The organism is Bacillus sp. FSL K6-2944 (assembly GCF_038005385.1).
GTDB classification, from domain to species: domain Bacteria; phylum Bacillota; class Bacilli; order Bacillales; family Bacillaceae_G; genus Bacillus_A; species Bacillus_A cereus.
This window is the reverse complement of sequence record NZ_JBBOTE010000001.1, coordinates 3,548,173-3,562,616: the sequence shown is the minus strand read 5'-3', so window position 1 is coordinate 3,562,616 and position 14,444 is coordinate 3,548,173. Positions and strand designations below refer to the sequence as shown.

Sequence of the window (14,444 nt, the reverse complement as noted above, 5' to 3'; positions counted from 1 at the left end):
TGACCATGTAATAAACTCCCTTCGTTTTTTTGAAGGGAGTTTTTCTATTTAAGCAAGCAACTCTGATGCGTTATGCTGAAGGACTTCTTCATATTGGTTAAGCAAGCCACGAAAGATCTCATCCCAGCTCTTTGATTTCGCAAAAGATGAAGCTGCTATTCCCATCTGCTCAAGTTTTTCTTCATTTTGTAATAAAAAATAAATGGATGATAGAAATGCATCTTCATTTTTAGGCGGACAAAGAACTCCCGTTTTTCCATCTGTAATAATATTTTTAACCCCGCCACTATTTGCACCAATAACAGGTGTACCGCATGCGAGTGATTCAAGTACGACATTTCCGAATGTTTCAGTAGCTGATGGAAATACCATTATGTTAGAACAAGCATATGCTTCAGCTAAATCTGCACTTTGTAAATAGCCAGTAAAAGTGATATTTGTTTTCGGAACAGCTTCACGTAAACTTGTTGCTAGAGGACCGTCTCCTGCTATAAGCCAATGAATGTCGCTTCGAGTATGTGCTGATTTAACGATAAGATTTTGCAACGTATCAATATCTTTCTCAGGAGCAATCCGTCCAACATAGGAAAGGACGTACTTCGCTGTAATATTATATTTTTTTCGGAATAGGTCTGTATTGTAAGATGGATGAAAGAGATTGCAATCTACACCACGTCCCCAAATAGAGAGGGCCTGAAAGCCTTTATGTTTTAATTGATGTAATGTTTCAGGAGAGGGTACAAAATTTTTTTGCATATGACTATGAAACCATTTTAAATAGTTCCACAGCATATTGGAGAGGAATTCGATTTTGTAATAACGTAAATAGGCATCGAAATCAGTATGATAAGAACCGACAACTGGGATGTTTAACTTTTTTGCATAATACAATCCACAAAGTCCCATGTTGAAAGGTGTGGCAATGTGAATAATGTCAGGTTTAAAGGAAAGTAGTTCCCGTTTAATGCGCGGAGTAGGAAAAGAAAAACGACATTCTGGATATAATATTGTTAACGGGATACTTCTCATCTTATTCACATTCGCTACAAAATTATCTTCAGCTGTATGCTGAGGGGCGAAAACAGAATAGGCGATCTGTTCTTTCTGAAAATATCGTGTTAATCGCTCTAACGTTTTCGCAACCCCGTTAACTTGTGGCGTAAAAGTATCGGTAAAAATGGCGACTCTCATCATATCACTCCTTTATGTGAAAAGTGGGATGAATTGATAAAAAGAGATGATGCCAGAGCAAGTGCCAAGGCACATACCGACGAATACATCTGACGGATAGTGAAGTCCTAAATAAATACGTGAAATACCAACGCATAATGCTAACGGTAATAGGAAAGCAAGTAAGCTTGGATTATAGCAAATAAATGGAATGAAGACAGAGAAAACGGCTGTTGTATGACCAGACGGGAAAGAGTGGTCTTTTAATGGATGGACTGGATATTTTGCATCCTGAATTGTTAAATAAGGACGTTTTCGTGGATACCATCTTTTTAATATTTGTACAGGAATATGGCTAATTGCTAAAGAAATAGCAGTTGCAATTGCTGCTTGATGTAAAGTACCTTTTGCAAAAATTAAAAAGAAAAGTGTGAGTGCGATGGAGAAAGTCGCGCCACCGATATGAGTAATATTGCTGAAAAAGATATTTAATGTTTTTTGATCAAAGTAGCGATTAATTCCTTTGAAAATGTAACATTCTATTTTATATAATCCACTGACCTTCATGAAAATTCTCCTCCCTCGTTTACATATATATGGAGATATTAGCTTTTATTTTAATAAGATTTTGTTGAGGGAGTAATAATGTTTTGTAAAGAAAAAGTTAGATTTTATATAAAAAAAGCTGCCAATCTTATGGCAGCGGAAATTTACTTCTGTAATGATTTATAATATTGACCTTTTTCAACGTATTGCGTGCGAATACGCTCCATATCTTTACGGTCTTCTGCTGTTAATTCACGAATGACTTTCGCGGGACGACCGAAAGCTAACGTGTTTGGTGGAATTTTCTTTCCTTGTGAAACGAGGCTTCCAGCGCCGATAAAAGCTCCTTCGCCAATTTCAGCACCATCTAATATAATGGATCCCATTCCAATTAAAGCATCTTTTTTAATATGACAACTATGTAAAATAACTTGATGCCCAACTGTAACATCATCTTCTAAGATAAGAGGATACTGAGGGCTTTGGTGGAGTGTACATTGGTCTTGTACATTTACTCGGTCTCCAATGATCGTTGGTGACACATCACCACGGATGACTGTATTAAACCAAATACTTGATTCCTCGCCAACGTAAACATCGCCTGTAATCGTAACATAGTCAGCGATAAAAGCACTACTCGCAATTTTCGGTTTTTTTCTTTGTAAGGATATATCATGTAAAGTCTTCCTTTCCTAGAGACTAGTTTTAGTGTATCAAATTATGAGAAAGAGTGAAATGGAGGAGAGCCGTATGTGGAATTATGAAGCGGAGGAAGCAAAGGCTGTCATTGTTATTGTGCACGGCGCAATGGAATATCACGGACGTTACGAAGCCGTTGCGGAAATGTGGAATCATATCGGCTATCACGTCGTGATGGGGGATCTTCCGTCACATGGAACGACTTCAAGAAATAGAGGACATATTGATTCATTTGATGAATACATAGAGGAAGTTAAATTATGGGTGAAAGAAGCAAGAAAGTATAGGTTACCTATTTTTCTATTCGGTCATAGTATGGGTGGTCTTATTGTCATTCGTATGATGCAAGAAACGAAGAGAGAAGATGTAGAGGGTATTATTTTGAGTTCGCCTTGTTTAGGGGTAGTGACTGGACCCTCTGCTCCGCTTCAATTTGCTTCAAAAATATTAAATGTTGTGGCTCCAAAATTGCAATTTGCAACGAATCTTACGGTGGAAATGTCAACACGTAACCACGAAGTGAGAGATGCAATGGAGAATGATTCTTTGTTCTTGCGCAAAGTATCAGTACGTTGGTATAGTGAATTGATTAAGTCTATCGAAATTGCTCATAAAAAAATAGATGATTTTCCAGATGTTCCGCTCTTGCTAATGCAAGCTTGTGAGGATAAACTTGTAGATAAAACACGTGTCCGCACTTGGTTTGATAATGTTAAAATAAGTGATAAGGCTTTTAAAGAATGGCCGAATTGTTATCACGAGTTATTAAATGAGTATGAGCGTGATGAAATTTTGAGTTATATTCAGTCATTTACTGAAATGCATGTCAATAATATAGTAAAAACAAACAAATAAATCATTATTTGTACATTTAATAGAGGAGATGAAGGAAGAAGTGAACGTACCGAGTAATCCCATAACGCTCATGGCGAAAGTATACCGTGATGTGTTTCCGGTTGTACACCATGAGCTAGCGATGTGGAAAGAGCGTGCCTACCATATTCCGAATGATGAGCTTCATAGTCAGGCAATCGCAAGTATTGAGCATAAAACGTTTCATTGTGAGGGCGGTGGCATTTTAGCTCTGCTAGCAAATGAACACCGAGAAGAATGTATTCGTTTTATCGTAGCGTATCAAACGATCAGCGACTATTTAGATAATTTATGTGATCGCAGTACATCACTTGATCCAAATGATTTTGCCGCACTGCATGAATCGATGTTAATGGCATTATCACCTGAAGTAGAAGGTGGCGGTAATTATTATCGTTATCGTGATGATCAAGATGATGGTGGTTATTTAGATGAACTTGTTGAAACATGCCAAGATGTTTTAAAGAAAACGAAGCACTATGACAAAATTGCTCCTGTTCTTCATGAACTTGCTTGTTATTATTGTGATTTGCAAATTCATAAACACGTGAAATTAGAAGAAAGAGAGCCGCGCCTGAAAAATTGGTTTGAAGCACATAAAGAAAACTTACCTGAGATGAGTTGGTTTGAATTTTCAGCATGTGCCGGTTCTACACTTGGAATTTTCTGTCTTGTAGCATATGCATTTCATGATGAGTTACATGATGAAGATATTGCGAAAATTAGACAAGGGTACTTCCCTTACGTACAAGGACTTCATATCTTACTTGATTATTTCATTGATCAAGAAGAAGACCGTATAGGGGGAGATTTGAATTTCTGTAGTTATTATGAAAACGAGCAAGCGATATTAGATCGGATGAAACACTTTGTAGAAGAAGCGGAGAAGAGCATTGGTGATTTGCCTCATGCGAAGTTTCATCGCCTTATAAGCCGAGGGTTACTTGGTATTTATTTATCAGATCAAAAAGTATCAGCACAAAAGAATATGCACAAAATGGCACGGCGCATTGTAAAGTACGGAGGCCTCACTTCACGATTCTTCTATTGGAACGGGAAGATGTACCGAAAGAAAACAGCGCAGTGATGAAGAAAACCACTCATGTAGAGTGGTTTTCTTTTCATTATGATCGTATTTTTAAAAATACATATATAAGAAGTTCAATTGCAAAAATAACTAAAACAGATAGTCCAAATAAAGGCATGACAGCGCCTAGTATCACCATCATGATAAAGAAAACGAATATACTTTTCTTATCTCTTTGTTTTGGAGGTGCGGCTAATTTTCCTTTCGGCTTTCTTGCTAACCACATTTTTATTCCGTAATAAATGAGAAGTAGTAGAGATAATGTCGTTAGTAAGCATAATATTTTATTTGGCCATCCGAATAAATGTCCTTCATGAAGCGGGATACCGTAAGTGAACCATTGTGCAAGTAATCCATAATCACGATAGTCCGTTTTTGAAATGAGCTCCCCGCTATATTGGTCAAAGTAAGCTGTTATCTCTTCATTTGGTGCAACATGCATACCTGTAATACCAGAACCGCTCGATTTCGAAACAGTGAATACACCTTTCGGATCAGCTGGTAGTGAAATAACATATGGCTTCTTTATTTCAATTCCTTTTTGTAATTCATCGACAGAAATTGCTTTCGGTTCATTTGAATTTGATTCAGGCGGAGCTTCTTTTCTTGTTGCCCACGGCAATTCTTTTACCTTTGATTCAGGCGGAGCCATGTACAATTTTGGATATCCGAGTGATTCATTTGACGATGCGATTTTATAAATTTGGTTCCCCATAAATCCTGACCATGGCAATCCAGATGCGACTAGCAGAAAGAGAGGAATTGTAAATATAATACCGATAATAGAATGACGTCTTTTTGCTTTTTCTCGCTTATTGGATGATGGTGTGTTTTTGAATTGTCGTATACTCATGTACAATCCGGTTACGATTAAAAAGATTGTCCAGCATGCCGCGAGTTCTACAGTATAGTTTACGACAGTGCCACCAACTAAAAGAGAACTATGTAATTCCCTCATTATATTGGCAAACGTTTCACTTGCATTTTGATCCCCAACAATTTGATTATTGCTGTCTAAATACACATATTTTTGTTGCCCAGTATACTCATTTGCAATGGTAAGTCTCGTATTATAATCCCCATTAAACTCACTAATTTTCGCCACGCTATAATGTGGATATTTTTTCTCTGTTAAGGAAATAGAATCAGACATCGAAATAGATTCTGTTTGAGCACTCTTCCCAAAATATAAATCTTTATAGATGAAATCTTCAACTTCCTCCCGAAATAAATACCCAATTCCGCTCAGTGACAACGTAATAAGAAGCGGCGTAATAAAAAGCCCAGCATAAAAATGCCAACGCCAAAAAATGTAATGAAGCGAACGATTTACTTTCATACTTTCAGTTCCCCTAACCTTCCCTATATGAATAACTACTTATTTAATATAGCGAGATTAAGTGTGATTACTTTGAAAGAATTGTGAAGAAAGTTAAAAGTTTTTAGGATGATTTTCATAAAACATAAAACACATTTCAAAAGGGGTGTTTTCTATGTTTATGAAGATTTCTTTGTATTTGATAGATACATCCTAACAACCGCATTAGCAAGACATTGAGAGGAATCAACAAAATCCTCACTCGCCACCACATTCAAATCGGTGCATGCGATAATTACCGTATCAACTTCCTCTCTCAATTGTAAAACGAGCGCATTCCACAATTCGCGAGCTTCTTCAACCTCCCCAGATTTAATATAAGTAATGATTTGATTAATCATTTCCTGCCATTTTTCATGATGAATGTACTCTATATTACGTTTTGCAATCCCATCTTGGTAAATCCCAGCTTGAACAGTTGCTTCTGTTGCGAGAAGAGCGACTCTTTTTGTATTTTCAGGAATTGCTTGTAACGTTTCATTGACTATATTTAAAATCGGGATAGAAAGCGAACGCTGTAATTCTTCAAAATAAAGATGCGCCGTATTGCACGGCATAGCGATAAAGCTTGCGCCAGTACTTTCAAGTTTTTGTGCTCCTTCAATAATTGCTTTTTTCATCGCTTCGTGATCAATAGGGCGATCCATGTAAAACGGTGTTGGGCACGAATAGATCATCATATGAGGAAAGTCCATATCATACTTTGCTCCGTATATTGTTTGGCACTTTGCTACAACTGTATCGACGAATGGCCCAGTTGATTTTGGTCCCATTCCTGCTAGTATTCCGATCATTGTTTCGTCTCCTTTAAGAATGTTTACATCCATTATATAGGAGAATAACAAAAAGACGTGCAATGAATGCACGTCTTTTTTTGTTATGTTTTGTCGAACAATCGATATATCCGAGAAATCGTTGATATATTGTAAGTTATGATAGATATATCGAAAAAATCGTTGATATATCCCGAGTTACGATAGATATAATTGAAAAATCGTTGATATATTACCCCGCATTAACGGGCAGTAAAACTCCCACCTTAAAATTCGCCTGGAGCAAAGAGGTTAGGTGGGAGATAAACTGCCCATAAATGCCCGATTGGTTCAACTAATAATCAGTGGGGATGCCCCCACTGATTAAAGTTTCACTTTATCGCTTCTCAATCGCCACAATAAATGGCGGGTTATTTTGTTGATTAATGAAGCCATATCGCAGTACGTGTGCTTGTTTTTGGTCTAGTTCTTCGGCAAATTTAAGTACAGCGTCGCGTTCTACTTGTCCTTCTGGATGTCCGTGGTAAATGACAAGGACGATGATACCTTCAGGCGCCATTACGTCTAATAATTGCTCAATCGCCGAGATTGTTGAGTTCGGTTTTGTGACGATATGCTTGTCTCCGCCTGGAAGGTAACCTAAGTTGAAAATTGCGCCTGTTACTTTTCCTTTTGCATCTTCTGGTAATATGGATAGAAGTGTATCGTGACTATCGTGAACTAAAACAGTACGTTCGAAAAGTTCTTTTTCTTTTAGACGAGTTGTTGAGCTTTCAATTGCCTCTTTTTGAATATCAAATCCAAATACTTTTCCGTTATCTCCAACGATTTCAGCTAGGAAGCAAGTGTCATGGCCGTTTCCTAAAGTTGCATCTACAGCGTAATCGCCTTCTTTTACTGCCGTTTGCAGAAGCGAGCGAGCAAACGGTAATACACGTTCTAATTTCATTTTTGTTTCTCCTCATTTGCATATTTTCCTTGCCAGCTTCCGCGGCGTACAAATTCTGCATCAATGGAATTTAATACTTCCCATTTATTTAAGCTCCACATTGGACCAATCATTAAATCAGGCGGACCGTCACCTGTGATGCGGTGCACAATTACGTCTTCTGGAACCATTTCAAGTTGGTCAACAACGAGACTTACGTAATCCTCAAGAGAAAGGAACTCGAGTTGTCCTTTTTCATATTGCTTCACCATTGGCGTTCCTTTTAATAAGTGAAGTAAGTGGATTTTAATTCCTTGTACATCAAGCTTCGCTACTTCACGAGCTGTTTCCATCATCATGTCGTAATCTTCAAGTGGAAGGCCGTTAATAATATGAGAACAAACTTTAATGCCGTGCTTACGTAATTTATTTACACCTTCAACGTAAGAAGGATAATCGTGAGCACGATTAATAAGATTTGCAGTACGTTCATGGACGGTTTGTAGTCCGAGTTCAACCCAAAGGTAAGTGCGTTTATTTAAGTCCGCTAAATATTCAACAACATCGTCCGGTAAACAATCTGGACGAGTCGCAATAGAAAGACCGACAACGTCTTTTTCTGCTAGAAGCGGTTCGAATTTTTCTTTTAACACTTCAAGTGGTGCATGTGTATTTGTGTACGCCTGGAAATAAGCGATACATTTTCCGTCTTTCCACTTTGAGCGCATTTTTTCTTTCATTTCATGATATTGCGTTATAACATCATCGCGGCGATCGCCAGCGAAGTCACCAGATCCAGCAGCACTGCAAAATGTACAACCGCCATAAGCAACTGTACCGTCACGGTTCGGGCAATCGAAGCCAGCATCTAATGAAACTTTAAAGATTTTTTCACCAAATTCATTTCGTAAATGATAATTCCATGTATGATAACGTTTATTGTCGTTTGTATATGGAAAAGGGTTTTGAACCTTCATTACTTTCCCTCCTAAGCCGAGTCAAAATGAAACAAAATCCATTATAACATACTCATAAGGTTCAGATGGAAGGGACACACTAAAGGGGAATTGAAGCAAGGAGGGACAATTATGGCAGAGCGTCAATCACTTGAATCGTATATTACACAAGCGGAACAAGCGGTGGAATATGCGAAAGAACAATTAGATCTTGGTATGAGACAAGAGCATTATAATACGATGGAGTATTCAGATGCGCAGTTACAATTAGAACAAGCGTATAACGATTTACAAACGATGCAACAACATGCGAATGATGAGCAACGTGAGCAGTTAAATAGAGCACGTATGGCAATTCGCCAATTGCAACATCAAATGATTATTACACCGCACTAATAAGGAGTGAATGTAATGGCGAAACGTTCAGATCAAAATAACCCAGAACAAAAAACGCAAAATGGACATAACGCTGAGTTTTCGAATGAACTTGATCCGATTGTTCAAGTAAAACAGCGTAATAGTAAAAAAGGACAACCTCAAAAATCGAAACAATCAGAGTAGACCAGGTCGCAATATGACCTGGTTTTATTTTGCCATATGACAATAATGTAAGATTTATGTAAGGTTTGTCGATAGTTGTGAGCAGCTTTCTCCAGTAGAGTAAGAAAGGATTAAGTTTTATACAAGGAGTTGCTTTATGGGGAACAATATTATAAACAAGCGAATTGATGAGTTAGATTACATTCGCGGCTTTGCACTACTAGGGATTATTTTAGTAAATATTCTCGCACTACTTAACATTAAAATTCCAGATCCTAGCACAGTGGATGCTAGCTATCAAAGATTTTTATACTTATTTGTAGAAGGTCGTTTCTTCTCAATCTTCTCATTCTTATTTGGAGTGGGATTCTATATCTTTATTTCAAGAGCGATTGCGAAGGGGAAAAATGGCTATGTTTTATTTTTACGCCGCTTAGTTGCACTATTTATTTTTGGTTTAATTCATCAAATGTTTCAGCCTGGAGAAGCACTATCGTTATACGCAATTTGCGGGTTAATCGTTTTACCGTTTTATAAAGCGAAAAAAGAAGTGAACCTAGTACTAGGACTTATTTTGACAATTGCCTTCAGTGTAATGGGAGTTAAAGAACTATTACCACTTGGTTTAATTTTATTAGGACTTGCTGCAGGACAATATCGTGTATTTGAAAATCTTTCAAAAAACATAAAGCAAGTCGCTATTTTTACAGGTATTATGTTTGTTTTAAGTGTCATAGCTGTATGGTATCAATATGGGCACGTTCCTGCTGATCCATTTGTAAATATGATACTTATGAATGAGGACGGAACAATGGACGCTGCAAGCCAATTTTTAAAAATTGGTGTTACAGTGGGACCAATTATTTCAGCTTTCTATGTTGGAGCATTAATTTTATTACTTCAATTAAAACCAGTTCAAACATTGTTAGCACCACTGAAATATTATGGCCGAATGGCTTTAACGAATTATATTGGACAAACTGCAATGATTTTAATTGCAGGCAGTGTATTTAACTTTGCAGAAAACTTAACTTACATGCAGACTTTATATGTATGTATTGCAATTTATGCAATTCAAATTGTGTTTAGTGTAATTTGGATGAAAATCTTTAAAATGGGTCCATTAGAATGGATTTGGCGAGTTGTTACGTATTGGACGGTAACACCTTTAAAGAAATAAAGAGAGAAGTGGGCTGTTCCTTTTTTGTGGAGCAGCCTATTTTTATTTTCAGCTTTTGTAGTTGCACCGATATATTTGAAAAATCGCCGATATAATTTCATTTACCGATTCAATATGTCACTAATATTCAAAGTAGTAAAAGCCAAACTTACACGCCCACCTTCTTTATATTACAAAAGTGTAAGGTAAATGTAATGTTAACAAATAGCAGTTCACTTCCAAAAGGCGCAAAATAGGTAATGGAAAAACAAGCGTAGGAGGATATATATGACGAAACCAGTTGTAGACGTGAAAAACGTCCAAAAAGTGTACGGTAAAAAAGGTGAGAACCAATCACATGCGTTAAAAGGTGTTTCATTCTCAATTCAAGAGGGTGAGTTTGTAGGGATTATGGGACCATCTGGTTCTGGTAAAACGACATTATTAAACGTAATTTCAACACTTGATAAAGCAACGGGCGGCGTTGTTGAAATTGCGGGTACGGATATTACGAAAATGAAGCAAGGTGAGCTTTCTGATTTCCGTTCACAAAAATTAGGCTTCATCTTCCAAGACTTTAACTTATTAGAAAACTTATCTATTTATGAAAACATCGCACTTCCACTATCTCTTCAAGGTGTCGCGTCACGTAATATTGGACCGAAAGTAGAAAAGGTAGCTGATATGTTAGGAATCTCAGCAATACTTCAAAAGTATCCATCTGAAGTATCTGGTGGACAGAAACAACGTTCAGCAGCAGCGCGTGCTTTAGTGCATGAGCCTGCAATTATTTTAGGGGACGAGCCAACAGGAGCGCTTGATTCTAAAAATGCAACGAGCTTACTTGATGCGATGACAAACTTAAATAAAGATCAAGGCGTATCTATTATGATGGTTACACATGATCCGTACAGTGCAAGTTACTGTCAGCGTATTTTATTCATTCAAGATGGTGAGCTATATAAAGAAATTCACCGCGGCGGTACACGTGAAGAGTTTTATAAAGAAATTTTAGATGTGCTTGCGGACTTAGGCACACAAAAAGCGTAAGAAAGGAGGTTCTAGAGCATGTTATTCAAACTTTCCATGTCAGGGCTAAAGAGTAAGCTAAAAGATTATATCGTCTTACTTGTTGGTCTTGTCATGTCGATCTCAATTTTTTATATGTTTCAAACGTTAGCACTAAATGAATCATTTCTTGAATCTAATTCAGTGATTAAATCAATCGGATTTGTATTCCAAGCAGGTTCATTTTTATTAGCAATCATAACGTTCTTCTATATTTTATATGCGAACTCTTTCTTACTATCTCTTCGTCAAAAAGAGTTTGGTATGTATATGATGTTAGGAGCAAAAAAGCATAAAGTTACATTACTTATGTTTATTGAGACAATTGTATTAGGCGCCGCGTCTCTTGCAATTGGAATTGCAGTTGGTGTAGGACTTGCAGAAGGTATCGGTCAATTATTAATGAAACAATTAGAATTTGCTGGTGAAGGCTATAAAGCATTTTACCTCCCATCTATGACTGTTACTTGCATCTTCTTCTTTGCATTATTTGTACTATCAGCAATTATGAACAGTATTAAATTATCACGTATTTCTGTATTGCAACTTGTACATGCAGATGCACAAACAGAACGTGTTGCAGTAAAAGGGAAAATGACAGGTTTAGTTGCCTTCCTTGCGGTTATTTTATTAGGAATTGGCTATGCATCAATGATTTATATGGAAAAATTAAGAGAGATGGGAATCCTTATTGCATTAATTACAACAACAGCTGGTACTTACATGTTATTTGGATCACTTCTTCCAGTTATTATTAAAAAGTTAAAAAGTAATAAAAAGCGTAGTGAAAAAGGACTTAACGCTTTTACATTTGCACAATTAAATTTCCGTATTAATAGCTTAACAAAGGTACTTGCAACAGTAGCGATGTTAGTTGCTCTTGGAGCTGGTGCAATTTCAGGTGGTATGGCGTTTAAAAATAACGTTATAAAAATGGTTGATGGTTTAGTAATCTATGATTCAGTAGTTCATAATCCGACAGCTGAAGAAAAGAAAATTTTAAACGGTATTACATTTAAAGAGAAAAGCGAATATCGTTACAAAGTAGATGATAAATACGTTTACTATGTAAAAGAAGATTTAGAGAAAAATCGTCCTTTAGTAAAAGATATGGAAAATATGAAGTCGATGAAGGATTTAGTAAATACGAAGAAGGCTTCACAGGAATTACCAGTAGGTGCAGTTTCTAGAGAAATGAATGAAAAAGATGCGAACGCTAAAGAACTTCCAGAAGAATGGGTAGATGCTTTTAGCACAATTCATCCATATTATATATACGAAGATCATGCAATTAAAATTGTAGATCAAAAAATGTACGATGGGATAAGTGGTAAAGAAGGTATAGCATTTATCGGAAAAGCAGATGATTTCTTAACATATACAAAAGAATGGAAAAAACTTGACGAGTTGCAATTAGATAAATATAAAAATGTAACAGCTGAAAGAATGAACAGTAAATATCAATCTTACGACATGTTCTATGGTGTTGCGAGCGGAACAGTGTTTATGGGCTTCTTCCTTGGAATTGCTTTCTTAGCAATGATGGCAAGTTGTTTAATGTTCAAAATTCTTTCTGGTGCATCAAAAGATATTACGCGTTATCAAATGCTTCGTAAAATCGGGGTGCGCCGTGAATTATTAACAAAATCAATTTATAAAGAGTTATTCTTAGTATTCCTATTCCCAGCAATTGTAGGTATTGCTCACGTATTAGTTGGTATGAATATTTTCGGATTTATTTTACTTGATCCGTACTTCCGTATTTGGGTACCAATCGTAATTTTCTTAGTTATTTACACGATTTATTACCTTATTACAGTTCAATTGTATAAAGGAATTGTTCTTCCGAAAGAAGATTAATAATAAAAACACTTTAATGTTACTGAAATATATAATATAATGCAAGTAAGTAACGTAATATAAAAGTAGAAGTAGCTGTATAAGGAAAGGAGGAATCCAATCTGTAGAAAGAAGCTGAACTTTTATCCCCACATTTTTTACCGCAACGTATTTATACAATCGTAAGTTTCCACATTGAAAGTTTTCAGAACCACCTGAGTATATTGTGAAAATAATGGATAACACATGGAAATCTCATAGCATGATAAGGTAAAATGGACAACATAATGAGAAAATTACCGTTCATAAGATGAGGAGAATACATGTATGGAAGTTGTAGAGGCATTAAAAGATATAAGCCAAATTGAGGCTATGAAAAAATATTTAAAAGAGCACTCCCAGCGAGATTATCTTTTATTTGTTATTGGAATTAACACAGGATTAAAAATTACAGAACTACTTAGTATGAAATTTGAAGATGTATTAAATGAAGACGGGACTGTTAAAGAGTTTTATACTCTTCCTGTGAAAGATGAAAAATTTAAACAAGATATTTATTTAAATACAAAAGTAAAAGAAGCGCTTTTAGATTACGTACAATCTATTGGCGTTAAAAGAGAAAATTACGTATTTCAATCTAATAAAACGCCAAATTCAATTACGCGCCAACAAGCGTATCGTGTAATTCATAATGCTGCAGAAGCAGTTGGAGTTGTTGGTAAGATCGGAACAAATTCAATGCGGAAAACGTTTGGATTTCATGCGTACAAAAGAGGGATAGCGATTGCGTTATTGCAAAAACATTTCCATCACGCGACTCCATCAGAGACGCTAAAGTATTTAGGCATCTCAAAGGATGAGACCTTTAAAACGGAGATTGATGTCGATTTATAAAAGCCGTAACTAAAAGAATTAGGAGGCGGAAAATATGAATATTAGAGAGAGTGAACTGCCGGGTATTGGATGTAAGTTTGAAGTGATTACAAAAGGTAATGAAAAGATGGTTATCGTTATTCATGATGATGGCCGAAGAGAAATATACCATTTTGATACTGATCATGAGGAGAGTATTTCAAGCGTCTCTCTTCGTGATTCCGAAGCGAGACAAATTGCAGCTATATTGGGCGGAATGGTATATAGACCACAAGCTTTAGATACGATTGAAATGGCCTTTGAAGGATTATCAATTGAGTGGTTTAAGGTGGAAAATAATGCACCAGTCGTACAAAAAACAATTGGTAGTTTACATGTCCGAAACACATATAATGTAACGATTATTGCCATTTTGAAAAAGAATATGAAGAAGTTCTTTAATCCAGGCCCAGATTCTATCATTGAAGCTGGCGATATGCTTGTATTATCAGGTGAAAGACATGAAGTAAAAAGAATTATTAATGAGTTACTTTCAGTAGGAGGGGATTCATAATC

The 14,444-nt window shown here is 36.3% G+C and carries 15 protein-coding genes and 1 pseudogene; 9 read left to right on the top strand and 7 right to left on the bottom strand.

Translation table 11 applies throughout. From position 1 onward, the window contains the following. Positions 1–48 precede the first annotated feature (48 nt). The 3 genes and pseudogenes from MHH55_RS18150 to MHH55_RS18140 form a co-directional block, all read right to left on the bottom strand. Positions 49–1,191 (bottom strand): glycosyltransferase family 4 protein, encoded by a 1,143-nt coding sequence (locus tag MHH55_RS18150; RefSeq protein WP_001261646.1) that lies wholly within the window; start codon positions 1,189–1,191, stop codon positions 49–51. Positions 1,192–1,203: 12 nt separating this feature from the next. Next, entirely contained in the window at positions 1,204–1,737 is a 534-nt protein-coding gene (locus tag MHH55_RS18145) for a phosphatase PAP2 family protein (RefSeq protein ID WP_000868582.1), read from the bottom strand. Between the two features lie 143 nt (positions 1,738–1,880). Beyond that, positions 1,881–2,392, bottom strand: a pseudogene (locus tag MHH55_RS18140) (gamma carbonic anhydrase). A gap of 74 nt (positions 2,393–2,466) precedes the next feature. Here MHH55_RS18140 and MHH55_RS18135 point away from each other — a divergent pair. Further along, the gene (locus MHH55_RS18135; protein WP_000267421.1) at positions 2,467–3,270 is read left to right on the top strand and encodes an alpha/beta hydrolase; all 804 of its coding nucleotides are present in this window, start codon (positions 2,467–2,469) and stop codon (positions 3,268–3,270) included. A 40-nt stretch (positions 3,271–3,310) separates the two neighbouring features. Continuing rightward, on the top strand, positions 3,311–4,375 hold the full coding sequence (locus tag MHH55_RS18130; RefSeq protein WP_001102461.1) for a tetraprenyl-beta-curcumene synthase family protein: 1,065 nt from the start codon (positions 3,311–3,313) through the stop codon (positions 4,373–4,375). A gap of 37 nt (positions 4,376–4,412) precedes the next feature. Here MHH55_RS18130 and MHH55_RS18125 read toward each other — a convergent pair whose 3' ends face one another. The 4 genes from MHH55_RS18125 to MHH55_RS18110 form a co-directional block, all read right to left on the bottom strand. Next, complete coding sequence (locus MHH55_RS18125; RefSeq protein WP_048538442.1) at positions 4,413–5,714, bottom strand: PepSY-associated TM helix domain-containing protein; 1,302 nt, start codon at positions 5,712–5,714, stop codon at positions 4,413–4,415. Positions 5,715–5,872: 158 nt separating this feature from the next. Then, a complete protein-coding gene (locus MHH55_RS18120; RefSeq protein WP_078186555.1) occupies positions 5,873–6,547 on the bottom strand; it encodes an aspartate/glutamate racemase family protein in 675 nt (224 codons plus the stop codon). A gap of 355 nt (positions 6,548–6,902) precedes the next feature. After that, positions 6,903–7,475 carry a class I SAM-dependent methyltransferase gene (locus MHH55_RS18115; RefSeq protein ID WP_017656636.1) on the bottom strand — a complete coding sequence of 191 codons (573 nt, stop codon included), beginning with the start codon at positions 7,473–7,475 and terminating at the stop codon, positions 6,903–6,905. After that, on the bottom strand, positions 7,472–8,431 hold the full coding sequence (locus tag MHH55_RS18110; protein ID WP_078186556.1) for a TIGR01212 family radical SAM protein: 960 nt from the start codon (positions 8,429–8,431) through the stop codon (positions 7,472–7,474). The genes MHH55_RS18115 and MHH55_RS18110 overlap by 4 nt, the downstream gene beginning before the upstream one ends. Positions 8,432–8,542: 111 nt before the next feature. Between MHH55_RS18110 and MHH55_RS18105 the strand changes: the two genes are divergently transcribed. The 7 genes from MHH55_RS18105 (at position 8,543) to MHH55_RS18075 (ending at position 14,442) form a co-directional block, all read left to right on the top strand. Next, entirely contained in the window at positions 8,543–8,806 is a 264-nt protein-coding gene (locus MHH55_RS18105; protein WP_000840865.1) for a YtzC family protein, read from the top strand. A 15-nt stretch (positions 8,807–8,821) separates the two neighbouring features. Then, the gene (locus tag MHH55_RS18100) at positions 8,822–8,971 is read left to right on the top strand and encodes a hypothetical protein (protein WP_001129340.1); all 150 of its coding nucleotides are present in this window, start codon (positions 8,822–8,824) and stop codon (positions 8,969–8,971) included. Positions 8,972–9,107: 136 nt separating this feature from the next. Next, positions 9,108–10,130, top strand: a complete 1,023-nt coding sequence (locus tag MHH55_RS18095; protein WP_078186557.1) for a DUF418 domain-containing protein — start codon at positions 9,108–9,110, stop codon at positions 10,128–10,130. A gap of 267 nt (positions 10,131–10,397) precedes the next feature. Next, positions 10,398–11,159, top strand: coding sequence for an ABC transporter ATP-binding protein (locus MHH55_RS18090; RefSeq protein ID WP_048656104.1), 762 nt, complete (start codon positions 10,398–10,400; stop codon positions 11,157–11,159). A gap of 18 nt (positions 11,160–11,177) precedes the next feature. Then, positions 11,178–13,037: an FtsX-like permease family protein gene (locus MHH55_RS18085; protein ID WP_078186558.1), complete on the top strand. Its 1,860-nt coding sequence runs from the start codon at positions 11,178–11,180 to the stop codon at positions 13,035–13,037. 306 nt (positions 13,038–13,343) lie between these two features. Next, positions 13,344–13,910 (top strand): tyrosine-type recombinase/integrase, encoded by a 567-nt coding sequence (locus tag MHH55_RS18080; RefSeq protein WP_000454210.1) that lies wholly within the window; start codon positions 13,344–13,346, stop codon positions 13,908–13,910. A 34-nt stretch (positions 13,911–13,944) separates the two neighbouring features. After that, on the top strand, positions 13,945–14,442 hold the full coding sequence (locus MHH55_RS18075; protein ID WP_078186559.1) for a cation:proton antiporter regulatory subunit: 498 nt from the start codon (positions 13,945–13,947) through the stop codon (positions 14,440–14,442). The last annotated feature ends 2 nt before the right edge of the window (positions 14,443–14,444 follow it).